The sequence below is a fragment of the Streptomyces sp. NBC_01016 genome (genome assembly GCF_026341035.1).
GTDB lineage: Bacteria > Actinomycetota > Actinomycetes > Streptomycetales > Streptomycetaceae > Streptomyces.
This window is the reverse complement of record NZ_JAPEOQ010000001.1, coordinates 4,950,762-4,975,013: the sequence shown is the minus strand read 5'-3', so window position 1 is coordinate 4,975,013 and position 24,252 is coordinate 4,950,762. Positions and strand designations below refer to the sequence as shown.

At 71.6% G+C, this 24,252-nt stretch carries 18 protein-coding genes; 14 read left to right on the top strand and 4 right to left on the bottom strand.

Annotated features, from left to right (window positions below):
• Positions 1 to 41 precede the first annotated feature (41 nt).
• Positions 42 to 662 (bottom strand): helix-turn-helix domain-containing protein, encoded by a 621-nt coding sequence (locus tag OG746_RS22355; RefSeq protein ID WP_266717197.1) that lies wholly within the window; start codon positions 660 to 662, stop codon positions 42 to 44.
• Between the two features lie 152 nt (positions 663 to 814).
• On the opposite strand from OG746_RS22355, the gene OG746_RS22350 reads away from it, so the two are divergent.
• The 8 genes from OG746_RS22350 to OG746_RS22315 all read left to right on the top strand — a co-directional run bounded on the left by OG746_RS22350 (position 815) and on the right by OG746_RS22315 (position 11,287).
• Complete coding sequence (locus OG746_RS22350; RefSeq protein WP_266717195.1) at positions 815 to 2,767, top strand: glycoside hydrolase family 127 protein; 1,953 nt, start codon at positions 815 to 817, stop codon at positions 2,765 to 2,767.
• A gap of 85 nt (positions 2,768 to 2,852) precedes the next feature.
• Positions 2,853 to 4,556, top strand: a complete 1,704-nt coding sequence (locus tag OG746_RS22345) for an ABC transporter substrate-binding protein (protein WP_266717193.1) — start codon at positions 2,853 to 2,855, stop codon at positions 4,554 to 4,556.
• Positions 4,557 to 4,562: 6 nt separating this feature from the next.
• Positions 4,563 to 5,522, top strand: coding sequence for an ABC transporter permease (locus OG746_RS22340; protein ID WP_266717191.1), 960 nt, complete (start codon positions 4,563 to 4,565; stop codon positions 5,520 to 5,522).
• Positions 5,522 to 6,517, top strand: a complete 996-nt coding sequence (locus OG746_RS22335; RefSeq protein WP_266717189.1) for an ABC transporter permease — start codon at positions 5,522 to 5,524, stop codon at positions 6,515 to 6,517. The genes OG746_RS22340 and OG746_RS22335 overlap by 1 nt, the downstream gene beginning before the upstream one ends.
• Complete coding sequence (locus OG746_RS22330) at positions 6,514 to 7,404, top strand: ABC transporter ATP-binding protein (protein ID WP_266717187.1); 891 nt, start codon at positions 6,514 to 6,516, stop codon at positions 7,402 to 7,404. Before OG746_RS22335 ends, OG746_RS22330 begins: the two co-directional genes overlap by 4 nt.
• On the top strand, positions 7,401 to 8,270 hold the full coding sequence (locus tag OG746_RS22325; RefSeq protein ID WP_266717185.1) for an ATP-binding cassette domain-containing protein: 870 nt from the start codon (positions 7,401 to 7,403) through the stop codon (positions 8,268 to 8,270). The genes OG746_RS22330 and OG746_RS22325 overlap by 4 nt, the downstream gene beginning before the upstream one ends.
• Positions 8,267 to 9,709, top strand: coding sequence for an aminopeptidase P family protein (locus OG746_RS22320; protein ID WP_266717183.1), 1,443 nt, complete (start codon positions 8,267 to 8,269; stop codon positions 9,707 to 9,709). Before OG746_RS22325 ends, OG746_RS22320 begins: the two co-directional genes overlap by 4 nt.
• Before the next feature lie 162 nt (positions 9,710 to 9,871).
• Positions 9,872 to 11,287: an MFS transporter gene (locus OG746_RS22315; protein WP_266717181.1), complete on the top strand. Its 1,416-nt coding sequence runs from the start codon at positions 9,872 to 9,874 to the stop codon at positions 11,285 to 11,287.
• Between the two features lie 60 nt (positions 11,288 to 11,347).
• On the opposite strand, the gene OG746_RS22310 is transcribed toward OG746_RS22315, so the two are convergent.
• Both OG746_RS22310 and OG746_RS22305 read right to left on the bottom strand, forming a co-directional pair.
• Complete coding sequence (locus OG746_RS22310; RefSeq protein WP_266717179.1) at positions 11,348 to 12,454, bottom strand: hypothetical protein; 1,107 nt, start codon at positions 12,452 to 12,454, stop codon at positions 11,348 to 11,350.
• A gap of 233 nt (positions 12,455 to 12,687) precedes the next feature.
• Positions 12,688 to 13,335 (bottom strand): PAS domain-containing protein, encoded by a 648-nt coding sequence (locus tag OG746_RS22305; protein ID WP_266719116.1) that lies wholly within the window; start codon positions 13,333 to 13,335, stop codon positions 12,688 to 12,690.
• 236 nt (positions 13,336 to 13,571) lie between these two features.
• Between OG746_RS22305 and OG746_RS22300 the strand changes: the two genes are divergently transcribed.
• The gene (locus OG746_RS22300; RefSeq protein ID WP_266717177.1) at positions 13,572 to 16,760 is read left to right on the top strand and encodes a bifunctional cytochrome P450/NADPH--P450 reductase; all 3,189 of its coding nucleotides are present in this window, start codon (positions 13,572 to 13,574) and stop codon (positions 16,758 to 16,760) included.
• Positions 16,761 to 16,914: 154 nt separating this feature from the next.
• Here OG746_RS22300 and OG746_RS22295 read toward each other — a convergent pair whose 3' ends face one another.
• A complete protein-coding gene (locus OG746_RS22295; protein ID WP_266717175.1) occupies positions 16,915 to 17,529 on the bottom strand; it encodes a TetR/AcrR family transcriptional regulator in 615 nt (204 codons plus the stop codon).
• 137 nt (positions 17,530 to 17,666) lie between these two features.
• Between OG746_RS22295 and OG746_RS22290 the strand changes: the two genes are divergently transcribed.
• The 5 genes from OG746_RS22290 to OG746_RS22270 all read left to right on the top strand — a co-directional run bounded on the left by OG746_RS22290 (position 17,667) and on the right by OG746_RS22270 (position 24,209).
• Entirely contained in the window at positions 17,667 to 19,085 is a 1,419-nt protein-coding gene (locus tag OG746_RS22290; RefSeq protein WP_266717173.1) for a purine-cytosine permease family protein, read from the top strand.
• 48 nt (positions 19,086 to 19,133) lie between these two features.
• A complete protein-coding gene (locus OG746_RS22285) occupies positions 19,134 to 20,840 on the top strand; it encodes an amidohydrolase (RefSeq protein ID WP_266717171.1) in 1,707 nt (568 codons plus the stop codon).
• Between the two features lie 194 nt (positions 20,841 to 21,034).
• Positions 21,035 to 21,706 (top strand): hypothetical protein, encoded by a 672-nt coding sequence (locus OG746_RS22280; protein ID WP_266717169.1) that lies wholly within the window; start codon positions 21,035 to 21,037, stop codon positions 21,704 to 21,706.
• On the top strand, positions 21,703 to 23,043 hold the full coding sequence (locus OG746_RS22275) for a copper resistance CopC/CopD family protein (RefSeq protein ID WP_266717167.1): 1,341 nt from the start codon (positions 21,703 to 21,705) through the stop codon (positions 23,041 to 23,043). The genes OG746_RS22280 and OG746_RS22275 overlap by 4 nt, the downstream gene beginning before the upstream one ends.
• Before the next feature lie 65 nt (positions 23,044 to 23,108).
• Positions 23,109 to 24,209 (top strand): cupredoxin domain-containing protein, encoded by a 1,101-nt coding sequence (locus tag OG746_RS22270; protein WP_266717165.1) that lies wholly within the window; start codon positions 23,109 to 23,111, stop codon positions 24,207 to 24,209.
• Positions 24,210 to 24,252 lie beyond the last annotated feature (43 nt).

Sequence of the window (24,252 nt, the reverse complement as noted above, 5' to 3'; positions counted from 1 at the left end):
AACGGGTCCGGAAGGAGTGATCGATTAATTACCTGTAACGCTCACTCGTTCTCAGGTTCGGAGGCACCCGGCTTCGGGTGCGGGATCCCCAAGTGGGCGTGCTCGTGCGGCCGATACTGGAGCAGCAGCACCGAGTGCACGTCGCCGTCGAGCGCCGTGTAGGAGTGCGGGAGCGTGGCGTCGAAGCCCACGTAGTCGCCGGGGCCGAGCTCCACCTCGTCGCCGTCCACGCGGACTTGGAGCCGGCCGGTCTGCACGATGGTGTGCTCGGTGCCGACGTGACCGAGCGAGTCCTGCCTGCTGTCGGCCCGCACCACCTGGTCGTACACCTCGAAGACCAGGTCACCGAACTCCATCCGGCGCAGCGGCCGCAGGTCGACGCCCTGACCACTGAGCACCTCGACCTCCTTGGCGCGCACGACGGTCAGGCCGCCCGGCGCCCGCGTCTCCAGGAGGTCGGAGACGGGTACCTCCAGGGCGCGCGAGAGGCTGAACACCGTCTCGATGGTGGGGTTTCCGGTGCCGGACTCGAGCTGGGAGAGCGTCGCCTTGCCGATCTTGGAGCGTCGCGAGAGCTCCGATATCGACAGGCCGCGCTGCGTCCTCGCTCGGCGGAGATTGGCCGCCACCATGTCGCGCACCGACTCCTGAGGAACGTCCATAGCCTCTCCCTGACTCCCTTGACAGCGTTCGCTTTGACGAACACTATGCCGCACAACGCGTTTACTGACCCGAACGGTTCCTCGTTCGTTTCCATACTTTCGACGCTTTCGACGCAACGGCACCCAAGTACACGCCACTTGGAGGACTGATCGTGCGGCACCCCTCTGAACGTCTCCGACCGCTCCCCGGCGCCCAGGTAGAGCTCGTCGGCGGCCTCCTCGCCGACTGGCAGCGCCGCAACCGCGAGGCGACTCTGCCGCACACGGTGGAGCAGCTCCGCGCGGCGGGCAATGTGGACAACCTCCGCAGGCTTCTGCCCGATGAGAGCGGGGCCACCGCGTTCCGCGGGCGGTATCCGTTTCTCGACACCGACGTCTACAAGACGTTGGAAGGGCTTGTATACGAACTGGCCGAGCAAGATGGCGAGTTGGGCGGTGAGTTGGGCCACGAATTGCGCGGTCGTCTGCGTGACTTCTACGAGGAGGTCGTCACGCTGCTCGAGCGGGTCCAGGCCCCCGACGGGTACCTCAACTCCTATTACCAGGACCCCGACCAGGCCAAGGAACCCTGGTCCGACCTCGCCTGGGGGCACGAGCTCTACTCCTTCGGCCACCTCGCCCAGGCCGCGATCGCCGCTCACCGGCGGCTCGGCGACCGGCGGCTGCTCGATGTCACCGTGCGTTTCGCCGACCTCGTAGTGAAACGTTTCGGTCCGGGTGGCGAGGAGGCCGTCTGCGGGCACCCCGAGGTCGAGATGGCTCTGGTGGAGCTGTACCGGGAGACCGGGGACGACGCCTACCTCGCGCAGGCCCGGCTCTTCATCGACCGGCGCGGGCAGGGGCGGCGCAGCGGGCTGCGGCACAGCGTCTTCCCGCCCTCGTACTTCCAGGACGAGGTGCCGCTGCGCGAACTGCCGTCGGTGACCGGGCACGCGGTGCGCATGGCGTATCTCGCGGCGGGTGCGGCTGACGTGGCGCTGGAGACCGGCGACGGCGCGCTGCTCGACGTGTTGGGCCGACTGTGGGCCGACATGGCGGCCACGAAGCTGTACGTCACCGGGGGCCTGGGCAGCCGGCACTCCGACGAAGCGGTGGGCGACCGCTTCGAGTTGCCCTCCGAGCGTTCCTACAGCGAGACCTGCGCGGCGATCGCCACCATGCAGTGGGGCTGGCGGATGTTCCTGGCCACCGGGGACGCCACGTACCTCGACACCTTCGAGACCGTCCTCTACAACGCGTTCGCGGTCGGCCCCTCCGCCGACGGCCGCGCCTTCTTCTACGACAACCCGTTGCAGCGCCGCGCCGACCACGAGCAGCGCAGCGGCGCCGAGGCCGAGGGGGAGCTGCTGCGCAGGCCCTGGTTCGGGTGCCCGTGCTGCCCGCCCAACATCGTGCGGTGGATGTCCCAGCTCGGCGAGCACCTCGCGGCCGAGCGCACGGACGAGCTCGTGGTCGCCGGGTACGCGACGGCCCGGATCGACGGCCAGGAGCTGGCGGTCGACATGGTGACCGGGTATCCGTGGGACGGCGAGGTCCGCCTGACGGTCCGTACGGCGCCGGAGCGGCCCTACGCCCTCACCCTGCGCGTACCCGGCTGGGCCGACCCGGGCGATGTGCGGCTCACCGTGTGCGGGGAGGCCTCGGACCCCGATGTGGCGGACGGCTGGGTGAGCGTCCGGCGTCTGTGGCGGGTCGGCGACGAGCTCGTGCTGCGGTTGCCGATGGCCGTGCGCGCCCACGGTTCCCACCCCTACCTGGACGCGACCCGCGGCGCCGTCGCCGTCGCCCGCGGCCCTCTCGTCTACTGCGTCGAGCAGCAGGACTGCGGCGTCGACATCGACGACGTGACGCTCGACGTGGCCCAGGTCGCGGCCTCCCGTCCGCGTACGGACACGGACTTCGAGGGCGCGGTCGTCCTCGACGCGGAAGCGGGCGTCGCACCCCCGACGTCGCCCGAGCTGTACCCCGTACTGACCGGCACCGCCACGTCCGCCGCGTCCGCCGCGGACACCGCCGCCAAGACCACCGGCCTCACCCTCGTCCCCTACTTCCTGTGGGGCAACCGCGAGGCAGCATCCATGCGGGTCTGGATCCGGCGCGCCTGACCGCCGGTCCTCCGCCTCCCCCTCGCCTGTCTCTCCCCCTCGCCCCTCTCGCCCTTCCCCCTCTCCGCACTCTCCAGAAGGCGTCATGAGAAAAGCAATAGCCCTGCCCGCCGCCGTCCTGTGTACCGCGCTCGCCCTGACGCTCTCCGCCTGCAAGGGCGGCGGCGCGTCGGCCGCCAAGGAGGCCGACCCCGGCGCGGCCGCCGCGACCGGTGGCACGGTGCACGTCCTGGCCAACGCCGACTTCTCGCACCTCGACCCGGCCCGCGGGTTCGACGGCGGCGTCAACAACTTCTATCGCCTCATCTATCGCACCCTCACCACAACGGCGGCCGCCCCCGGCGCCAAGGGAACGAAGATCGTCGGTGACCTGGCCACCGACGCGGGCAAGCCGTCCGACGACAACAAGACGTGGACGTTCAAACTGAAGTCCGGCACCGCCTTCCAGGACGGCTCCGGCATCACCAGCGAGGACGTCAAGTTCGGGGTCGAGCGCGCCTGGGACCCTGATGCCGGGATCGGCTCGCCGTACGCGAAGCAGTACATCGAGGCGCCGGACGACTACCAGGGTCCGTACAAGTCGGGTGGCCTGTCGAGCATCGAGACGCCGGACGAGCACACCATCGTCTTCCATCTCAAGAAGGCGACCGCGCAGTTCGGTTACATCGCCGCGCAGCCCACGTTCACGCCGTTCCCGAAGGGCACCGGCACCAAGGCGGCCTTCGACCGCGAGCCCATCGCCTCCGGCCCGTACAAGCTCAAGAGTTATCAGCACGGCTCGAAGCTCGTCCTCGTACGCAACAAGGCGTGGAAGCGGTCGACGGACAAGGTGAGGGACGCGAAGCCGGACAGTTTCGTGTGGACCTTCGGTCTGGACCCGGCGACCATCGACGAACGTCTCATCGCCGGGCAGGGCGCCGACGCGAACGCCATCACCGGGGCCGCCCAGCTCCAGCCGGCGAGCGTCTCCCGCGTCCAGACCCCGCAGCTCAAGCAGCGCACCCTGTCGGGCATGACGGGCTGCACCTCGTACATGAGCATCAATACGAGCAAGGGTCCGCTCAAGGATGTACGGGTCCGTCAAGCCATCGAGTATGCGGTCAACAAGCAGACGACTGTTGATGCGCACGGCGGTTCCTCGCTCGCGACCGTGGCGACGTCCATCGAGCCGCCGGGCATTCCGGGCCGTGACACGACCGACGTGTACCCGAGCAAGGGCGGCACCGGTGATGTGAAGAAGGCCCGCAAGCTCCTTGCCCAGGCGGGGCGTTCCAAGGGCTTCACGTTCACGCTGGACACCCGAGCGGCCGGTGTGGAGCAGGCCACGGCCGTCGCGGTGCAGCAGTCCCTGAAGCGGGTAGGCATCAAGGTCAAGGTCAACACCATTGACACGTCAACGTTCTACGAGGTCATCGGTACACCCTCGCAACAGCACGACGGCGCGCTGACCGGCTGGTGCCCCGACTGGCCGGGCGGCAGCACCTTCCTGCCGCCGCTGTTCGACGGCCGCAACATCTCCAACAGCGGCAACCCGAACATCGCCATGCTCGACGACAAGAAGATCAACGACCGGATGGACGCGATCGAGGCGATGAGCGATCCGGACGCGCAGAACGCGGCGTACGGGAAGCTCGACGGGCAGATCATGAAGCTGGCGCCGATCGTGCCGCTGCACTACACCAAGGTCGTCTCCGTCACCGGCGACAACATCGCGGGCGCGTATCTCAGTCAGTCGTTCTCCGGCGGCATCGACTTCGTCTCCGTCGGCCTCGCGGACCCGGAGAAGTAGCCCGCCATGTCCACTTCCGTCCTCCACGAGGCGCAGCCGGGCACGGCCGGCGCGCCGCCGGGCACCGAGCTGCCCGGCTCCACCGGGCGCCGGGTCCTGCACGCCCTGTCCCGCGATGTCGGGGCGGTGCTCAGCACCGCCTTCCTGCTCCTGATCGTCCTGATGGCGCTGTTCGCCCCGCTGCTCACCATGATCACGGGGCACGGCCCCGACGCCTTCGACCGCGCGGCCGTCGACACCGACATCGGCGGCCTGCCGCGCGGTTCGTTCGGCGGGATCAGCGCCGAGCACTGGTTCGGCGTCGAGCCGCAGAACGGCCGCGACGTCCTGGCGCGGATCGCCTACGGGGCCCGTACCTCACTTCTGATCGCCGTCGCGGCCACCCTGATCACCACCGCGATCGGCACGGTCCTCGGGGTGCTCGCCGGGTTCCTGCGCGGCTGGGTGGACACGGTGATCTCCCGGCTCATGGACTTCCTGATGGCGTTTCCCGCGCTCATCTTCATGATCGCGATCCTGTCCGCGCTGCCGGGCAGCGGCCGGGCGCCGCTCCTTGTCGTCGTGCTCAGCGTGTTCGGCTGGCCGTATCTGGCGCGCGTGGTGCGCGGGCAGACGCTGGCGCTGGCCGAGCGGGAGTTCGTCGAGGCGGCCAAGGCTTCGGGCGCGGCCAAGTGGCCCCTGGTGTTCAAGGAGATCCTGCCGAATCTGCGCAACTCGGTCCTGGTGATGGCGACGTTGTCGGTGCCTGGCTACATCGGTACGGAGGCGGGTCTCTCCTTCCTCGGCGTCGGTGTCACCCCGCCGACGGCGTCGTGGGGGCAGATGATCGCGAGTTCCGTCTCCTGGTACCAGGTCGACCCCCTGTACTTCGCGATCCCCGGCGCCTTCCTGTTCGGCACGGTGCTCTCGCTGACCGTGCTCGGCGACCGGATCCGGCACGCCCTCGACGCGGGGGAGGCCGTCTGATGGCCCGTTATCTCGCCGGACGCCTCGCCTGGGTGGCGCTCATCCTCGTGGCTGTCTGCGTCTTCACGTACCTGATCTTCTTCCAGCTCTCCCCCGACCCGGCCGTGATGATCTGCGGCAAGACCTGCACCGCCGAGCGGATCGAGACCATCAGGTCGTCCCTCGGCCTCGATCTGCCGTTCTTCACCCAGCTGTGGGACTTCCTCAGCGGCATCGTCGTCGGCCGCGACTACGGCAGCGGCGCGAACCTCGTGCACTGCCACGCCCCCTGCCTCGGCTACAGCTTCCAAAGCGGCCAGTCCGTCTGGGACATGGTTCTGCAACGCCTTCCCGTGAGCGCGACCGTCGCGATCGGTGCCGCCGTGCTGTGGCTGCTCGCCGGGGTGGCCTGCGGGCTGCTCAGCGGCGTCAAGGAGGGCACCTGGTGGGACCGCGGCGCGATGAGTCTCGCGCTCGGCGGCTCCAGCATCCCCAACTACGTGCTGGCGCTGGCCCTTCAGTACGTGCTCGTGGTCAAGCTGCAGATCCTGCCCTTCCCTGCGGCGGTCTCCTTCGGCGACGATCCGCAGATGTGGCTCGAGTCGTATCTGATGCCGTGGATCGTGCTCGCCACCGGATACGCCTGTCTGTACGCCCGGTTGACCCGCTCCAACGTCATCGACACCCTCTCCGAGAACTTCGTGCGTACGGCGCGGGCGAAGGGTCTGCGGCCGACGCTGCTGATGCGCCGGCACGCGCTGCGACCCGCGCTCACCCCCATCACCACGCTCTTCGGCATGGACTTCGCGGGGCTGCTCGGCGGGGCGATCATCACCGAGACCGTCTTCGGGCTCAACGGCGTCGGCAAGATGGCCTCCGACGCGATCTCCAAGAACGACCAGCCGGTCATCATGGCGGTCACGCTCCTCGCGGCCTTCTTCGTGGTGCTCGGCAACCTCGTCGTCGACGTCCTCTACACCTTCCTGGACCCGCGCGTGAGGATCACCGCGTCATGACATCCGAGATACCGAACCAAAGAGCAGCTACGGACGGCCTGTTGACGGTCGAGGGGCTGACCGTCACGTTCCCCACCGGGCGCGGGCCCGTCGATGTCGTCCGTGATCTGTCGTTCACCGTGGAGCGGGGCGAGACCCTCGGCATCGTCGGCGAGTCCGGCAGCGGGAAGTCCATGACCTCGCTCGCGGTCATGGGCCTGCTCCCGCGCGGCGCGCGCACCAGCGGCAGCGTCCGCTTCCAGGGCCGCGAGCTGCTCGGCCGCCCCGACCGGGAGCTGCGGCGGCTGCGCGGTGACGCGATGTCGATGGTGTTCCAGGACCCGCTGTCCTCGCTCAACCCGTACTACACGGTGGGCCTGCAGATCGCCGAGGCCTACCGCAGCCACCGCGGCGGCTCGCGGCGGACGGCACGCAGGCAGGTCATCGAGGCGCTCGGCCAGGTCGGCATCCCGAGGCCCGCCGAGCGTGTGGACCACTTTCCGCACCAGTTCTCCGGCGGCCAGCGGCAACGCGTCATGATCGCCATGGCGTTGGTGTGCGAGCCGGCGCTGCTGATCGCGGACGAGCCGACCACCGCCCTCGATGTCACCGTGCAGGACCAGATCCTCACGCTCCTCACCGAACTCCAGCAACAGACCAGCACCGGCATGCTGTTCATCACCCACGATCTGGCGGTGATCGCCAACCTGGCGGGCCGTGTGCTGGTGATGCGGGGCGGCGAGCAACTGGAGTACGCGACGACGGAGGACGTCTTCTGCGCGCCCCAACACGCGTATACGAGAAAGCTGTTGGAGGCGATCCCCCGCATCGACGACGAACTGGCCGAGCCCGGCGGGACGCTCGCCGATCTCACCCCGCTCGGCGCGGCACAGGAGGACCCCCGGTGACCCCCGACCACTCCGACTCCGAGCGCGTGCCGCTGCTGCGTGCCCGCGGGCTGACCAAGACGTTCACCACGCGCGGCTCGCTCGGCCGCACGTCCGTGACCACCGCGGTCGACGACGTGAGCCTCGACATCCACCCCGGCGAGACCCTTGCGGTGGTCGGCGAGTCCGGCAGCGGCAAGTCGACCACCGCGCGCCTGGTGGCCAAGCTGATGGAACCCACCGCCGGCACCCTGGAGTTCGCGGGCGAGGACGTGACACGCGCGGGCGGCGCCGCGCTCGCCCGCTTCCGCAGCAACGTACAAGTGGTGTTCCAGGACCCGTACTCCTCGCTCAACCCCCGGCACACCGTCGAACGCATCCTGACCGCCCCGCTCGACTACCAGCACCTGCCGATCCCGGGAGGCCGCCGCGCCTTCACCCGCGAGCTGATGGAGCGCGTCGGCCTCAACCCGGACCACGCGCTGCGCTATCCCGCGCAGTTCTCCGGCGGGCAGGCGCAGCGCATCGGCATCGCCCGCGCGCTCGCGGTCGGCCCGCAACTGGTGATCTGCGACGAGGCGGTGTCCGCGCTCGACGTGTCGGTGCAGGCCCAGGTGATGAACCTGCTGCTGCGCCTGCAACGGGAGAACGGCTTCTCCTACCTGTTCATCGCCCACGATCTCGCCGTGGTCCGCCGGATCGCCCACCGCGTGGCGGTGATGCACCAGGGACGTATCGTCGAGTCCGGCCGCGCCACGGACGTCTTCGACCGGCCGCGGGACGCGTACACCCGCACCCTGCTCGGGGCGATCCCGCGCATCAACCCGGAGTGGGACCGCCGTCGGCGTGCCGCTCCCCGGACCTCTCAAGGACTGGAGTCGGCATGACAGAGACGACCCCCGCCACCTCCGCGCCCAGGTCGAGCACCCCGGATCCCCGGATGCCGCGCCTGGCCGAACTGCCGGACTTCGCCGCGTACATGGGCCAGGGCTGGGACGAGGCCGACCGGACGCCACCGACCGTGCCGGGGGTCGCCGATGCGGCCGCCGCGCACCGTGCGCGGCTCAGTGCCGAGTTCGCCGGGCGGCCGCTCGTGGTCGCCGCCGGACGGGCCCCGGTGCGCAGCAATGACACCGCGTACGACTTCCGGCCCGACAGCGACTTCTACTGGCTGACCGGTTGCGCGGTCGAGGGCGCCGTTCTGGTGCTGCGTCCCGCGCCCGGCGGGCACGACGCGGTGCTGTATCTGCCGCCGCCGGCCCGCCCCGGTGAGACCGGGTTCTTCGCGGACGCGGCGCACGGCGAACTGTGGGTGGGCCCGGCCCCCGGTCTGGACGACTGGCGCGAGGCGCTGCGCGTGGACACGGCGCCGCTGGGCGCCCTGGACGAGGCGCTGGCCGCGTGCACGTCGCAGGGCCCGCTGCTCACCGGGCCGCTCGACCCCGACATGGCCCGCCGCCACGGGATCGGGGTCTCCGCCGACCTCGGCCGGGCGCTCTCCGAGCTGCGCATGGTCAAGGACGCGTGGGAGATCGGCCAGCTGCGCGAGGCCGTGAACCGTACGGTCGAGGGCTTCGCCGCGGTGGTCCGCGAGTTCCCCGCGGCCGTGCGCGGCGGCGGGGAGCGCTGGCTGCAGGGCACCTTCGACCGCTACGCCCGCACGTACGGCAACGGTCCCGGGTACGCCACGATCGTGGGCAGCGGCCGCAACGCCGCGACCCTGCACTGGGTGCGCTGCGACGGGCCCGTGGCCGAGGACGCGGCGGTGCTCCTGGACATGGGTGTCGAGACGCGCAGCTACTACACGGCCGACGTCACCCGCACCTTCCCGGCGTCCGGCCGCTTCACCTCCGCCCAGCGTTCGGTGCACGACCTGGTGGAGCGCGCGCACCGGGCCGGGCTCGACGCCGTGGGCCCGGGGCGGGACTGGGCCGACTTCCACACGGCGTCGATGGAGGTGGTCGCGCGCGGCCTCGACGACTGGGGGCTGCTGCCGGTCTCCGTGGACGAGGCCCTCTCCCCCAAGGGCCAGCACCACCGCCGCTACCTGGTGTGCGGCATCGGCCACCACCTCGGCCTCGACGTGCACGACTGCGCCCGCGCCGACTACTCCGCGTACCAGGGCGCCCGCATGACTCCCGGCATGGTGCTCACGGTCGAGCCGGGCCTGTACTTCCACGCCCATGACACGACCGTGCCGCCGGAGCTGCGCGGCATCGGGGCGCGCATCGAGGACGACATTCTGGTGACCGGGTCCGGTTCAGAGGTGCTGTCGGCCGAACTGCCCCTGGATGCGGCTGGGTTGGAGCGCTGGATGGCGGCGTAGCCGGACCGCCACATCCTTACGTGTCTCACATATCGAACACCCATTACCGGTAAGTGAGACACATGAAAGGTTGTGATCCTCGTACCGTCCGACCGGTGCGAGGGTCGCCGGCGTCGAGTGCCGGTGGACGTACACCGCAACACCCCTGGGATTGACCCGAAGATGTCCGCTTCTGCCACCGGCCCGGCCCCTGCCACGTCCGCCGCGCCGTCACCCTCCTCCGGCCCGAAACCGGCCGCGCCGGTCAACCCGCGCTCGCGGGTCCTGATCGCCAGCCTCATCGGGACGACGATCGAGTTCTACGACTTCTACGTCTACGCGACCGCCGCCGTACTCGTCTTCCCCGCGCTCTTCTTTCCCAGCAGCGACCCGACCACCGCGCTCCTGTCGTCGTTCGCCGTGTTCGGCGCCGCGATGGTGGCCCGGCCCATCGGCGCGGCCTTCTTCGGGCACCTCGGTGACCGGCTCGGCCGCAAGAAGACGCTGGTCGTCTCGCTGCTCACGATGGGCATCGCCACCTTCCTGATCGGCGTGCTGCCCACGTACGGGTCGATCGGCTGGGCCGCCACCGCGTTCCTCGTGCTGATGCGGCTCGCGCAGGGCTTCGCGCTCGGCGGCGAGTGGAGCGGCGCGGCGCTGGTCGCGACGGAGAACGCGCCTCCGGGCAAGCGGGCGCTGTGGGGCACGTTCCCGCAGCTGGGCGCGCCGCTCGGGTTCATCATCGGCAACGGCCTCTTCCTGGTCATCGCCGCCCTCCTGCCGTCCGCTGCGGGCGCCGACCCCTCGCAGCCTTCGCAGGCGTTCCTGTCGTGGGGCTGGCGGATCCCGTTCCTGTTCTCGGCCGTGATGGTCGCGATCGGTCTGTGGGTGCGGATGCGCCTGGTCGAGGCGGAGGTCTTCACCAAGACGCAGGAGACCAAGAAGGTCCGCAAGCTGCCGCTGGCGACCGTGTTCCGGCACCACTGGAAGCAGCTGATCCTCGGCACCTTCGCGATGCTGGCGACGTACGTGCTCTTCTACCTGATGACGACGTTCTCGCTGAGCTACGGCCGCACCGCGAAGGACGCCGCCGTCCCCGGGCTCGGCTACAGCTACACCACCTTCGTGCTGATGCTGATCTTCGGCGTGGTCTTCTTCGCCGCGTTCACGCTGATCTCCGGGCCGCTGGCCGACAAGTACGGCCGCCGCAAGACGCTGGCCTGGATCACCGCGGGCATCTTCGTGTTCGGCCTGGTGTGGGTGCCGCTGATCGGGCTGGGCACGCTCGGTGTGGTGCTGTGGCTGGTCCTCGGCTTCACGCTGATGGGCCTCACCTTCGGCCCGATGGGCGCGCTGCTCCCGGAGATGTTCCCGACGTCCGTGCGCTACACCGGCTCCGGCATCTCGTACAACGTCAGCTCCGTCCTCGGCGCGGCCGTCGCCCCGTTCATCGCGGTGGCGCTGTGGGATGCCGGCGACGGCTCTCCGTGGCTGGTCGGCGTCTACCTGTCGGCGATGGCCGTCCTCACCTTCGTCGCGCTGCTGTGCAGCAAGGAGACGAAGGATGTGGAACTGGAGGCGGGCGAGAGCCCGGCGTAACCACCCTCTACGCAAAAGCCCGGGCCACCCTTCGTGGGCGGCCCGGGCTTTTGCGCCTACTCAGCCGCGGCGGCCGCGGGAGGTCGCGCGGCGGTGACCGGCCCGGACGAGGGTGATGGCCAGTCCGAGCGCCGTGAGCAGGCCCGCGCCGAACAGGAGCGGGCGCGCCGACGACGGCCCGGTGTCGGCCAGTTGGTCGCCCGACGGACCACCGGTGGGAACCGAGGTGGTCGGACCGGGAGACGGCGGCGTCGAGGTCGGAGTCGGGGTCGCGCTGGTGGGTGACGGCGTCGGGGTCGAATTGGTCGGTGACGGGCTCGAGCAGCCCTCGCCCGGCGTGTAGCTGAAGGTGATCCGGCCGTTGCCGGAGCGGGCACCGTCGCTGAAGGTGCTCCCGGTCGGCCCGATGCTGGACCCTCCTCCTCCGCCGCCGCCGGAGTTCTCACCGCCTCCGCCGCCGCCACCGCCCCCGCCGACGGCACCGCCGCCCCCGCCTCCGCCGCCCGCGCCACCGGTCGTGCCGGTGGGAGCGATATCGGGGTTTCCTGCGCCGCCGGTGCCACCGCTGTCCGGGGTGCCCGCCCCGCCGTCCTCGCCCGCCAGAGTGGGGCTGTTGTTGATCACCGTGCCGCCCTGACCGCCGGCCGCGCCCTTCCCGCCGGCCTGGCCTCCTCTCGCGGCTCCGACGGCGGCCCCGTCGTCGCCGCCGTCGGTGCCGTCCCGGCCCCCGCTGCCGCCGTTCACATCGGGGAGCCAGCCCGCCGCCCCGCCACCGCCCCCGGCGATGATCAGGGGGCTGCCGGACCGGAGCACGGTGCTCGCGCCGCCGCCTCCGCCGCCGTCGGGCCGGCCGGTCCCCGCGCCTCCGGAGCCACCACCGTTGTAGCCACCGGTGGTGCTGCTGCCCTGTCCGCCGACCTGCACCCGGAACACGTTGCCCGGTGCGACCGTCAGCTGGGCGCTCACCTGGCCGCCCAGACCACCGGTCGAGGGCGCCACGGAGCCGCCCTGCGCACCGTCGGCCACCACTTGGAGCCGGCACACACCCGCGGGGACCACGAAGCCCTGCCCGCTGCCGGTGTACCCGAACGTCGCCGTCTGCGGCGCGGCGGCGGACGCGGCCGGCGTCGCGGCCTGCCCCACCGCCAGCAGTGCGGCGGATCCCACGAGAGCCCCGGCCACGCCCAAGGGTGCCGTGCGAGCGATGCGGGTCCGGCAGGCGGCCGACCGCTTACGGGGGCGCTCCCCCGCGGTCCGACGATGAGGTGTCACAGGAAATGACCTCGTTCCAGAGCGGGGGCCGTGCGTTGACGGCATGGGACGTCAACCTGGCTACCACGGCACACCAATGGGGTTCCCGGCCGACACTCGCCCCGCAGCGGAGGAGTCATCCGTCCGGCTCAGCCCCCGGCGCCCTGCCCCGCTCTTCCCTCCGAAGCCCCGTCCACCGGCCCCGATGACGCGAGCCTGGGCGGCCACACCCCCGCCACCAGCACACCCTCCGCATACGCCCGGGCGACCAGTTCCGTGCGGTTCGACGCGCCCCAGCGGCGCGACAGTTGGCGCAGGTGGTAGGTGACGCCGTCGGTCGTCAGGCCGGTCTCGCGGGCCGTGCGGGCCGTCGTCGCGCCCGCGGCGAGCAGCGCCAGGATCCGCGCCTCCTGCGGGTGCGCGGGCGCGGACGCGGACGGCTTCGCGTCGGGCCCGACGGCCGTGTCCAGCACCCGTACCGTCACCAGCAGGTCGGGCACGCGGTTCGCGGTCTCGCTCACCGTGTCGACGATCAACTCGCCCCGGCGCCGCGCCCCGTCGCCGCCGCGCCAGGCCACCGCCACCGTGTAGCGCGAGCGGCGGCGCGCCTTCTGCGCCTGTGCGATCCGGTCGACCTGTGCCGCGTCGACCGGAGCGAACAGGTCGAGGATCGCGCGCCCCTTGAGGCGGCCCGCGGTGGTGCCCCACTCCAGGGCGAACGCGGCGTTCACCAGCCGTACGTCGCCGTAGGGATCGCACACCGCGACCGGCATCGGGATCCGGTCGAACAGCACCATCGCGCGATTGCGCCACAACACGGCGTCCCCGGTGTCCACCGACGCCTCGCCTCCCGCCTCCGTACGTACCGCTGTGCCACGGACGGCGCCCGCGCACAAGTCCGATACACCGTCAGCCACTACACAATCATGTAGTGGACCTGGCCTGGCCGGCAGGGGGAGCGGATCAAGCTGGAAGGCGCAGCTCCCCCACGCTGCGACAGCAGGTTCCCCCTCGCGAAAGGCACCGCCCCACCATGCCGGACTCCGCGCCCGCCCCCTCCCCCACGCCCGACGACAGCGCCTACGCCGCCGCCGGTGTCCCCGTCGTCGACGTCACCGCCATCGGCCTCGGCCCCGGACCGCTGCAGCAGATCATGGGCCTGATGCGGGAGCACGGTCCGCAGCTGGTGCGGCGGGTGCACGGCCGGGACGCCCTGTTCGTCTCCGAACTCGACCTCGTCACCGAGCTCGCCGACGAGACGCGGTTCGCGAAGAGCATCGGCCCGGCGCTGCGCAACGTCCGCGAGTTCGCCGCCGACGGCCTGTTCACCGCCTACAACGACGAGCCGAACTGGGCGCGCGCCCACGACATCCTGATGCCGGCCTTCGCGCTCGGCTCCATGCGTACGTACCACCCGGTGATGTACGAGGTCGCGCGCCGCCTCGTCGACTCCTGGGACCTCGCCGCCGCCGACGGCAGCCCGGTCGACGTGCCCGGTGACATGACCCGGATGACGCTCGACACCATCGGACTCGCCGGATTCGGCTACGACTTCGCCTCCTTCGCGAGCAGCGAGCCGCACCCGTTCGTCGAGGCGATGGTGCGCTGCCTGGAGTGGAGCATGAAGCGCCTGGCGCGGGTGCCCGGCGGCGACTACGAGGCCGCCGACGCGGCGTTCCGCGCCGACGCCGACTATCTCGCCCAGGTCGTCGACGACGTGATCAGCGCGCGCGTCGAGAGCGGCGAGCGGCACACCGACGACCTGCTCGGCCTGATGCTCACGGCCGAACACCCGCAGGACGGCTCCACGTTGGACACGGCCAACATCCGCAACCAGGTCATCACGTTCCTGATCGCCGGGCACGAGACGACGTCGGGCGCCATGTCCTTCGCCCTGTACTACCTCGCCAAGAACCCGGCCGCCCTCGATCTCGTACGTCGCGAGGTGGACGCCCTGTGGGGTGACACCACGGACCCGGCGCCGGACTTCGACGAGGTCGGCCGGCTCACGTACACCCGGCAGGTCCTCAACGAGGCGCTGCGCCTGTGGCCCACGGCCGCCGCGTTCAGCCGGGAGGCGCGCGAGGACACCCTGCTCGGCGGCCGCATCCCGCTGCGCGCGGGGCAGGCCGTGACCGTCATGTCGCCGATGCTGCACCGGCAGCCGGTGTGGGGCGACAACCCGGAGCGCTTCGACCCGAACCGGTTCACGCCGGAGGCCGAGGCGGCCCGCTCCCCGCACGCCTTCAAGCCCTTCGGCACCGGTGAACGGGCCTGCATCGGGCGGCAGTTCGCGCTGCACGAGGCGACGATGCTGCTCGCGATGCTCGTGCACCGCTACCGCCTGGTCGACCACGCCGACTACGAGCTCTCCGTGAAGGAGACCCTCACCCTGAAGCCGGACGGCTTCACCCTCACCCTCGCGCCGCGCACCCCGGCCGACCGCCGACACACTCCCCTGCCCGGCGCCGCAGGCAAGGCCGAAACAGACCTGGTGTCCGACACACTGCCGGCACGGGTACTGCCCGGCACCCGCGCCCTGTTCCTGCACGGCAGCAACTACGGCACCTGCACGGGGCTCGCCGCCCAGCTCGCCGACGAGGCCGCCGCGCTCGGCTGCGAGACGGAGGTCGCTCCGCTGGACGCGTACGCGGAGGGCCTGCCGACCGACCGCCCCGTGGTGATCGTCGCCGCGTCCTACAACGGCCGGCCCACCGACGACGCCGGGCGGTTCGCCGCCCGGCTCGACACCGACACACCTTCGGACGGCGTGGAGTACGCCGTGCTCGGTGTCGGCGACCGCAACTGGGCCGCCACCTACCAGCACTTCCCCACCCGCATCGACGAGCGCCTGGCCGCGCAAGGCGCCGAGCGGCTGTGCGAGCGGGCCGCCGCCGACGCCTCCGGCGACCTGGGCGGCACCGTCCGCGCCTTCACCGCCGACCTGCGCACCACCCTCCTGGAGCGGTACGGGGACCCCGAAGCCACCGCCGCGAACACCCCCGCCGAGCCCACCACCTCGTACGAGATCCGCGAGATCACCGGCGGGCCGCTGGATGCCGCGGCGGTCCGGCACGGGCTCGCTCCGCTGACGGTCACCGAGGCGCGCGACCTGACGGCGCCCGGCCACCCCCGCGTCAAGCGGTTCGTGCGGCTCGCGCTGCCCGATGGTGTGTCGTACCGGACCGGCGACCACCTCGCGGTGCTGCCCGCGCACGAGGACGGGCTCGTCGAGCGCGCGCTGAAGGTCCTCGGCCTCGACCCGGACGCGCTGCTCGACATCCGGGACGCCCGTCCGCGGCGCGACGCCCTGCCCCTCGACCGGCCCGTCACCGTACGCGAACTGCTCACGTACCACGTCGAGTTGCAGCACCGGCCGGGCCCCGACGAGGTGGCCGCGCTCGCCGCCGCGAACCCCTGCCCGCCGGAGGCCGCCGCGCTGCGGGAGCTGTCCGCAGACGACCCGCGCACCTTCCTCGACCTGGTCGAGGACCACCCGGCGCTGCGCGACGTCCTGAGCTGGGACCTGCTGCTCGGGCTGCTCCCGCCGCTGCGCCCGCGCCACTACTCCATCTCGTCCAGCCCTGCCGAACTCCCGGGCCACGTCGACCTGATGGTGTCCGTGCTCGACGCGCCCGCCGCCTCCGGCACCGGCCGCTACCGGGGCACGGGCTCGCACCACCTGGCCGCGCTCCGCCCCGGTGACACCGCCCTCGGCCGTGTCCAGCCGTGCCGCGACGCCTTCCGCATCGGACCTGACACCCCCGAGCCGGTCATCATGATCGCCGCGGGGACGGGTCTCGCCCCGTTCCGCGGAGTGCTCACCGAACGAGCGGCGCAGGGCGCCCAACTGCCGCCCGCGCTCCTCTACTTCGGCTGCGACCACCCCGAGCGGGACTTCATGCACGCCGACGAACTCCGGGCCGCCGACGCCGCGGGCGCGGTCTCGCTCCGCCCCGTCTTCAGCGACGCCCCGGTCGACGGCCACGCCTTCGTCCAGCACCGCATCGCCGCCGAGGGCGCCGAGATCGGCCGCCTCCTCGACGCCGGGGCGCGGGTGTACGTGTGCGGGGACGGCGCCCGGATGGCACCCGGCGTCCGCGCCGCATTCCGCGCACTGCACCGCGAGCGCACACCGGGCGCCGACGAGTCCGCAGCCGAGCAGTGGCTAACCACGCTGATGGCCGAGGGGCGTTACGTGGAGGACGTGTACGGGGGCTGACCGCACATACCCCACCTCAACGGGCCGGTTCTGGCTGTCACTGTGCTACGCCGGTACAGGGCAGCCAACCGGGCCGCTGACGGTCGGCCGCCGGGGCCGCCACGACCACCACCCGCGGCTCGCCGGCGTGAACCCTTCCGGACCGCGATAGGTGTCAACCCGCCGCCGGCACCAGCGCCGCCGCCGCCGAGCGCGCCGCGGCCAGCGCCTGGCGGTGTTCGGCGCCCGGCTGGCCCAGGACGACCCGGGTACTCAACCCGTCGAGCAGTGCGAGGAGTTGGGCCGCTCGGCCGGGGACGTCGTCGACGGCGAAGGCGCCGCGGTCCACCCCCTTGGCGAGGATCGCCTCCAGGTCGCGCTGCCAGCCCTGGTCCAACTCCTGCTGCGCGGCGCGCAGTTCGTCGTCGGAGCCGGAGCGTGCCCACAGCTCGATCCAGAGCATCCAGCGCGGGTCGCGGGGGCCGGCCGGCAGATACAGGTCCAGGAAGAGGTCGAGCCGGCGGGCCGGAGTCACCCTGCGGGCCAGCAGCCCCGTCCGCTCGTCGGTGAGCGCGGCCTCGCTGTACCGCAGGGCCTCGACGAGCAGCAGGTTCTTCGAGCCGAAGTAGTAGAGCAGGTGGCCCCCGCTGGTACCGAGCCGCTTGGCGAGCGAGGCCATGGTCAGGGACGCGAGACCCTGCTCGGCGACGACGGCCGTCGCCTCCTGGAGCGTACGGGTCCGCAGATCGCCGCCCGACCGCCCCGGCCGTGCCGCTGTCGACCCTGCCATCCGCGCCGCCCCTCACCGCTGTTCGTACGGATCGCAGCCTACCTCTTGACGTGGGGCGGCACCTCGCCGCATCTTGAATGCCATTCAAGTTTCTTGAACGGCATTCAAGCCGTTCCCTTGCGACGAGAGGCGACGGCATGACGGCACACCCGACCGCGCGGAACGCCCCCACGCCGGACGCTCCCGCGCAACCGGCCCGGGACGAGGTGTTCCAGGTCGAGGAGCACGGCATCGACCCGATCCCGGAGTCCGAACGGCACGGCGGGGCGCGGGACCTGTTCTGGCTCTGGTTCGGTTCGAACCTGACGTTCACCTACGTCATCAACGGCGCGCTGGCCGTCTCGTTCGGACTGTCCTTCTGGGAGGCCGTGCTCGCTGTCGTCCTCGGTGGCCTGACGTTCTTCGCCATCAGCGCGGCAGGCATGAGCGGCGTACGGACGGGCACGGCGACGCTGGTGATCTCCCGCGCCGCGTTCGGTGTGCGCGGCAACTGGCCGGCGGGCCTGCTGAACTGGATCGTCAGCATCGGCTACACCATCGTGAACACCGTCGTCGGCGTCCTCGCGCTCCAGGCGATCTGCGCCGAACTCGGCTGGCACGGCACCGCCGCCCGCGCCGCGAGCCTCGCCGCCACCCTGGCCCTCACCTTCGCCGTCGCGCTGTGGGGCCACGCCACCGTGCAGTGGGCCGAGCGCTGGCTGGCGTACGCGCTGACCATCGGGTTCGCGGCGATGCTGCTGTTCCTGCTGCCGGGCACGGACACCGGCGCCGCGCCCGCGCCGGGCGGCGCGGCCGCCTGGTCCCTCGCGTTCGTCGTGGTCCTCGCCGGGCCGATCAGCTATGTGCCGATGCCCGCCGACTACACCCGCTACCTGCCGGCCACCACCACTATGCGCGCGCTCACCTGGAACGGGGCGCTCGGCGGACTCATCTCCTCGGTGGCCCTCGGCGTCGCCGGCGCGGCGGCCGCGACACAGGCCGACCTCACGGACGCGGTGGCCGGGACGCAGGGGCTGCTGCCGGGCTGGTTCCAGCCGCTGTTCCTCGCCCTGGTGCTCGGCGGATCGGTCACCAACTCGATCATCACGCTGTACTCGTCGAGCCTCAACCTCCAGGTCCTCGGCATCCCTTGGAGCCGCGCGAAGGCGATCCTGATCAGCGCGGCGGTGACGGCCGCCGGTTCGCTCGCCGCGCTGTTCCTGGTCGACTTCACGGAGTCGCTGCTGTCGTTCCTCTCACTGCTCGTCATCGTGTTCGCGCCGTGGGGCGGTGTCTTCCTCACCGACATGGTGCTGCGCCGCTGCCGCTACGACGCCGAGTCCCTGCACACCGGACGCGCGGGCCGCTACTGGTACCGCGCCGGCTACAGTCCCGCCGGCCTGACCGCCCTGCTCGCCGGCATGGTCTTCGCGGCGCTCACCTGCGACAGCGCCCTGTGGCGCGGTCCGCTCGTGGCCCCGCTCGGCGGCATGGACCTCAGTGCCCTCGGCGCCGTCGTCGCAGCCGTCGTGTACGCGGCGCTCGCCCGCACCAGCGCGCGCCCGCACACCGCGTGACACCCCTTCCCTCACCACACCCCTCGTACGAGAAGGAACCGCACCCCCATGGCACGCGCACAGCACCACTCCCCCGAACCCGCCCCCGCCGACCTCGTCCTGCGCGGCGCCCGTATCCACACCGTCGATCCGGAACTGCCCGCGGCCGAGGCGCTCGCCGTGCGCGACGGGCGGATCGTGTGGCTCGGCGACGACGCGGACGCCGGGCCCTGGACCGGCCCGGACACCCAAGTCGTCGACGCGGACGGGCGGCTCGTGCTGCCCGGGTTCATCGACTCCCACAACCACGTCCGGCTCGGCTCGGACGACGCCTGCGTCCAACTCGCCGGAGCGGCAAGCCTTTCGGAGATCCACGACCGCATCACCGCGTGGCGCGAGCGGAACCCGGACGCCGCCTGGATCGAGGCCGAGGCATTCGACTACTCGGCGCTGCCGGACGGCCGGATGCCCACGGCCGCCGATCTCGACCCGGTCACCGGTGACACCCCCGCCATGGTCCTGAGCTACGACGTGCACACGGCCTGGCTCAACTCGGCGGCCCTGGACCGACTCGGCGTGCGCGCCGACCGTACGGAACTCCCCTTCGGCATCGCCCAGACCGACACGACGACCGGTGAACCCACCGGATTCGTACGGGACTTCGCCGTGCGCGGGCTGTCTCGCGACGGCCACCGGGCGCTGCGCGAGCTCGGTGTGCCGTGGGCGTCCCCCGAGCGGCAGTACGGGCGGCTCGTGAAGTCGCTCGACGACGCGATCCGGTTCGGCATCACCACGGTGGTAGAGCCGCAGAACTCCCTGGACGACCTGGCCCTGTTCGAGCGGGCCAGGGCCGAGGGGCGGCTGCGCTCGCGGCTCGTCGCCGCCCTGTTCCACCCACGCGGCACCTCGGACGCGGACCTCGACGACTTCGAGGCAGCCACGCGCGCGTACCGCGACGAGCGGATGCAACTCGGCCCGCTCAAGCTCTACATCGACGACGTCGTGGAGCCGCGCACGGCCGCGCTCCTCGAACCGTACTCGACCGGCTGTGGGGGTCACCGGGGCGAGACCTTCTACCCGGCCGAGGAGTTCGCCGACCTGCTCACGAAGCTGGACGCCCGCGGCTTCCAGTGCTTCGTGCACGCCACCGGCGACCGGGGCATCCGCACCGTCCTGGACGCCGTCGAGCAGGCCCGCGCCGTCAACGGGCCGCGCGACGCCCGCCACCAGGTCGTGCACGTGGAGTGCCTGGACCCGGCGGACGCGCCGCGCTTCGCCGGGCTCGGCGTCGTGGCGTGCATGCAGCCGCGGCACTGCGCACCGGAGATCGCGGGTCCCGGACAGGACTGGGCGGCGAACGTCGGCGCGGGCCGCTGGCACAAGGCATGGCCGATGCGCACCCTCGACGCGGCCGGCGCGACGCTCGCGTTCTCCAGTGACTGGAACGTCGCGGAGATGGACCCGATGATCGGCATCTACACGGCCATCACCCGCAAGCCGCTGGCCGGCGGCCCGGCGTGGATGCCCGAGGAGACGGTCGACGTGGCCACGGCCGTGCACGCCTACACGATGGGTTCGGCGTACGCCAACTTCCTTGAGGACGAGCGGGGTTCGCTGTCCGTAGGCAAGGTCGCGGACTTCGCCGTGCTCTCCCGCGACATCCTCCGGGCCGCCCCCGAGGACATCCCCGGCACCGTCGCCGAACTCGTCGTGGTGGCTGGGGACGTGGCCCACGAGACGGGCATATGCAGGAGCGGGCATTCCGTGAAGAATTGATGGGCACCTTGCTCCTTTTCGCCATTTCTCTCTGTACGGCAATGCGTGCATTCCACCGGTGAAGACCTTTCTCACAGTGGACCTGGTCGCAGAAATGAGGCAATGAAACCGCGCATTAACTGACGCGTATCCACCGGGACTCCTGGCGTCGATGCACTCCTTGGCATTGCAGGTCCGCCGTCAGGAGGAAATTCATGTCCTTCTTCGCCAGGGCTTCCTGGCCAGGAGACCACCGTGACGAGGTCGTGGCCGGCGCGCTCGCCGCCGCCGTGATCATCGTCCTCGGCTACGCGTCCGGCATCGGCGCAACGGCCGACCAGACCACAACCGGCTCCGCCCCGCCGACCGTCGGGGCGCCCGCCTCCCCGTCCGCCCCCAGCAGCCCCGATCCGACACCGACCGAGTCCCCCACGTCGGATTCCGGAGGTGACGGAACCGGGGACACCGGCACGCTGCCCGTGGGCGGAATTCCCGGCGGCGGTACGGGAGGAGCGGGGGAAGCCGCGGGCGGCCATGAGGGGCACGCCAATTCCAGTGGCCTTCCCGGTGACTCCGGCCATTCCGGTCACACGTCGCCGACGTCGCCGAACTCGCCGACCCCCTCATCACCGCCGTCCGCCACCCCCTCACCTTCCCCCTCCTCCCCCTCGACGTCGCCGTCGTGCGCGGACGGAGAAGTCCGCCTCGTACAGCCGCTCCTGAAGGGGGCGCTCACCCCTGTGACCGGGCTTCTGGATGGCCTGACCAACGGGGGCGACGGGACCTCCTCATCGGCGCCCAGCTCTCAATCCGCATCCGACGAAGAGGCCACCCCCTGTGTCGGCCTGGCCTCCGACCCCGCCCTGCTCACGGAGTTGACGCCGTGAGAACTCGCACTCGCTCCCTTTACGTCGTCGTTCTCGCCCTCGTGGCGCTTCTGTTCACGACCCCCGCCGCCTCCGCTCACACCGAGCTGGAGTCCTCGTCCCCCAAGAGCGGGGCCCGTCTCGACGAGCCCCCGAAGGAAGTCACGCTCACCTTCACCGAGCCCGTCGACCTTGCCGACCTCCATGTCACCCTGGGCGGCGACGAGTTGGCGCTCGCGCAGGAGAAGGGCCGCGACACCGTTGCCGCCGACATCCCCCTACGCAAGGCCAAAGAAGCCGGCCGCCACCTCACCTTGGCTTGGCATGTACGCAGCAAGGAGGACGGACATCCGTCCTCCGGGTCGCTGTCCTTCGCCCTCCCCGCGCACACCGGTTCCGCCGCTCCGGACCACGCCTCCACGGACGCCGCCGCCCCCGCGGTCGCGCCGTCCGGCACGGTCCGCACCGCCTGGGCCGTCGCCCGCTGGGTCGGATATCTCGCGCTGGCGCTGTACGTCGGCGGGCTCGCGTTCGTGGCGATGCTGTGGCCCGATGGCTCACGGGAGCGCAGGACCCGGCGCATCCTCGCCTCGTCCTGGGCGGCCGGTCTCGTCGCCACCGTGGCGGCGGCCGGGCTTCAGGGCGCGTTCGGCGCGATGGGCTCGATCGGCGACGCCTTCAAGGCCTCCACTTACGTCGACCTGCTGGGCAGTGAGGTCGGTGTCGCCCTGGCCTGCCGGACCCTGATGTGGGTGCTCGCGGCGGTGGTGCTCGCCGCGCTGCTGCAGAACGGCGAGCGCGCCGCACGGTCGCCGGGCTGGCGGGTCGGTGCGGCCGTCGCCTGCCTGGGACTGCTGCGCACCACGGGCATGGCGGGCCACAACTCCGAGGGCAGCCACCCCGGTTGGGGCGCGGTCGCAGACCTCGTCCATCTGCTCGGCATCTCGCTGTGGCTGGGCGGACTCACCCTGCTGCTGGCCGGCGTGCTGCCGCGCCGCCGCCCGGAGGAGATGTCGACCGCCGTCTCCGGCTACTCGGCGCTCGCCGGGGTGTCCGTCGCCGCGATCGCGGCAGCCGGGGCCGTACTCACCTGGCAGGTCGTCGGCTCGTTCGACGCCCTCTTCGCCACCGGCTACGGGCAGCTGCTGCTCGTCAAACTCGCCCTGCTGGCCGGGGTGTTGCTCGTCGCACAGCGCAGTCGCGGCTGGGTGCGCACCCGGCTCGACATCGCCGTTCTGCTGCGCGGGGACCGCGCGACCGTACGGCCCTTCGTCTACTCGGTCGCGGCCGAGACGGGGCTCGTCCTCGTCGTGCTCGCCGCGACGAGTTTGCTGGTCACCGCCGCTCCCGGCCGTTGACCCGCGTACCACCATCACCCAGTCCACAAGCCGATCCGCAAGGATCCGTGAGGAGAAGTTCGTTCATGACTACTGACGTTTCCGATCGCGACACACAGGCGCGGCAGCGCCCGCCGTCCCGGCGCGGCAATCGTGCCCTGCTCGCGGCCGGGCTCGGCGCCGCCCTGGCGTCCGTGGGCTGCCTCGGCCTCCTCCAGGCGGCCGACGGAGCCGCGGCTCCCGCCACCGCCGCGCCCCAACCGGCCGCCGAGGCCCACTCGATGGCCCAGATGCAGGAGCAGCGGCCCGCCGCCGCGGCAGCGGCGGCCGACCACACGATGAAGATCGCGGACATGAAGTTCGCGCAGACCAAGATGACCGTCAAGGTCGGCGAGACCGTGAAGTGGGTCAACGAGGACACCGCTCCGCACACGGTCACCGCGACCAGCGGCCCCGCGAAGTTCGACTCCGGCACGATGGAGAAGGGCGACACCTGGTCGTACACCTTCACCAAGCCGGGAACGTACGAGTACTACTGCGCCGTGCACCCCGACATGGTCGCGTCGATCACGGTGGTGGCGGACGACTCCGGCGGCGGGGCGGGCGGTTCGGACACGGGTGGTTCGGGCAGCACGGGCGGCTCCGGAAGCACGGGCGGTTCCGGCTCCGGTGGCTCGACCGGCGGCAGCGGATCCGGCGGCTCGACGGGCGGTTCCACCGGCGGCTCGTCCGGCGGTTCGTCCGGGGGTCACGAGTCAGGCGGCTCCATGGGCGGCGCCACCGGAGGGTCGAGCGGCGGTTCCGGCGGTGGCGACGACGGTGACGACGCCGGGCAGTGCCAGAGCGTCCAGCAGGTCCTCCTGCCCATCCTCCAGCACCTCAACAAGGCCCACCTGGAGGAGTCCCCGGGCCAGCAGGTCCAGGACGCGCTGAAGCTCGACAGCTACATCAAGATGCACACCGTCTGGGTCGAGTCGATCCTCACGCCCACCGTGGAAGGCGGCGGCTCCGTCCTCGACGACACGCTCGGCGTCCTGCTCCAGCACGTCAACTCCGCCCATCTCGAGGAGTCCCCGGGCCAGCAGGTGGCGGACATCCTCAACCCGGACGCGTACGTCAAGATGCACACGGTCTGGGCGGAGCACCTCCTCGCACCGTCGATCAACTACGTCTCGACCTCCTGCTGAACCGAGGTCGCCGACGAGGCGCGTGATGGCGGGCCGGCCGAGT

Excerpts from the sequence above, each read along its gene's own strand:
- OG746_RS22340 (WP_266717191.1), top strand. The coding sequence starts at position 4,563 with ATGTCCACTTCCGTCCTCCACGAGGCGCAGCCGGGCACGGCCGGCGCG.
- OG746_RS22280 (WP_266717169.1), top strand. The coding sequence starts at position 21,035 with ATGTCCTTCTTCGCCAGGGCTTCCTGGCCAGGAGACCACCGTGACGAG.
- OG746_RS22315 (WP_266717181.1), top strand. The coding sequence starts at position 9,872 with ATGTCCGCTTCTGCCACCGGCCCGGCCCCTGCCACGTCCGCCGCGCCG.
- OG746_RS22305 (WP_266719116.1), bottom strand. The coding sequence starts at position 13,335 with ATGGTGCTGTTCGACCGGATCCCGATGCCGGTCGCGGTGTGCGATCCC.
- OG746_RS22290 (WP_266717173.1), top strand. The coding sequence starts at position 17,667 with ATGACGGCACACCCGACCGCGCGGAACGCCCCCACGCCGGACGCTCCC.
- OG746_RS22295 (WP_266717175.1), bottom strand. The coding sequence starts at position 17,529 with ATGGCAGGGTCGACAGCGGCACGGCCGGGGCGGTCGGGCGGCGATCTG.
- OG746_RS22355 (WP_266717197.1), bottom strand. The coding sequence starts at position 662 with ATGGACGTTCCTCAGGAGTCGGTGCGCGACATGGTGGCGGCCAATCTC.
- OG746_RS22285 (WP_266717171.1), top strand. The coding sequence starts at position 19,134 with ATGGCACGCGCACAGCACCACTCCCCCGAACCCGCCCCCGCCGACCTC.
- OG746_RS22330 (WP_266717187.1), top strand. The coding sequence starts at position 6,514 with ATGACATCCGAGATACCGAACCAAAGAGCAGCTACGGACGGCCTGTTG.
- OG746_RS22270 (WP_266717165.1), top strand. The coding sequence starts at position 23,109 with ATGACTACTGACGTTTCCGATCGCGACACACAGGCGCGGCAGCGCCCG.
- OG746_RS22320 (WP_266717183.1), top strand. The coding sequence starts at position 8,267 with ATGACAGAGACGACCCCCGCCACCTCCGCGCCCAGGTCGAGCACCCCG.
- OG746_RS22335 (WP_266717189.1), top strand. The coding sequence starts at position 5,522 with ATGGCCCGTTATCTCGCCGGACGCCTCGCCTGGGTGGCGCTCATCCTC.
- OG746_RS22345 (WP_266717193.1), top strand. The coding sequence starts at position 2,853 with ATGAGAAAAGCAATAGCCCTGCCCGCCGCCGTCCTGTGTACCGCGCTC.
- OG746_RS22300 (WP_266717177.1), top strand. The coding sequence starts at position 13,572 with ATGCCGGACTCCGCGCCCGCCCCCTCCCCCACGCCCGACGACAGCGCC.